At 34.7% G+C, this 248-nt stretch carries 1 protein-coding gene; it reads left to right on the top strand.

From position 1 onward, the window contains the following. The coding region (locus tag SCA31_RS24845; RefSeq protein ID WP_410699619.1) for a hypothetical protein at nucleotides 1-248 on the top strand (248 nt) is incomplete at both ends.

Below are 248 nucleotides of genomic sequence, written 5' to 3'. Positions count from 1 at the left end.
ATATCTCTGAAGTTTCTGTTGAGGTAACCTTTAAAGTGCCTTCAAAAATTGTAACACCAAAGTTTAATGATCCCAAAAAGATCAGTGCGGAAGAGCTGAAAAAATATCTGAAGACTACTACAAAACAGTTGGTAGATGCGGATAAAAAAATAACGGTAACCCAGATTTTTAAACTATATCAGAAAAAAGAGGGTGAAAATATCTATTATTGGAATGGAGGTCCTGAAGAACTGGTCTGGAAGTTGAAC

Source organism: Chryseobacterium sp. SIMBA_028 (assembly GCF_046535285.1).
GTDB lineage: Bacteria > Bacteroidota > Bacteroidia > Flavobacteriales > Weeksellaceae > Chryseobacterium.
The sequence above is the reverse complement of the archived record's forward strand: the minus strand, read 5'-3'. Positions and strand labels throughout refer to the sequence as shown.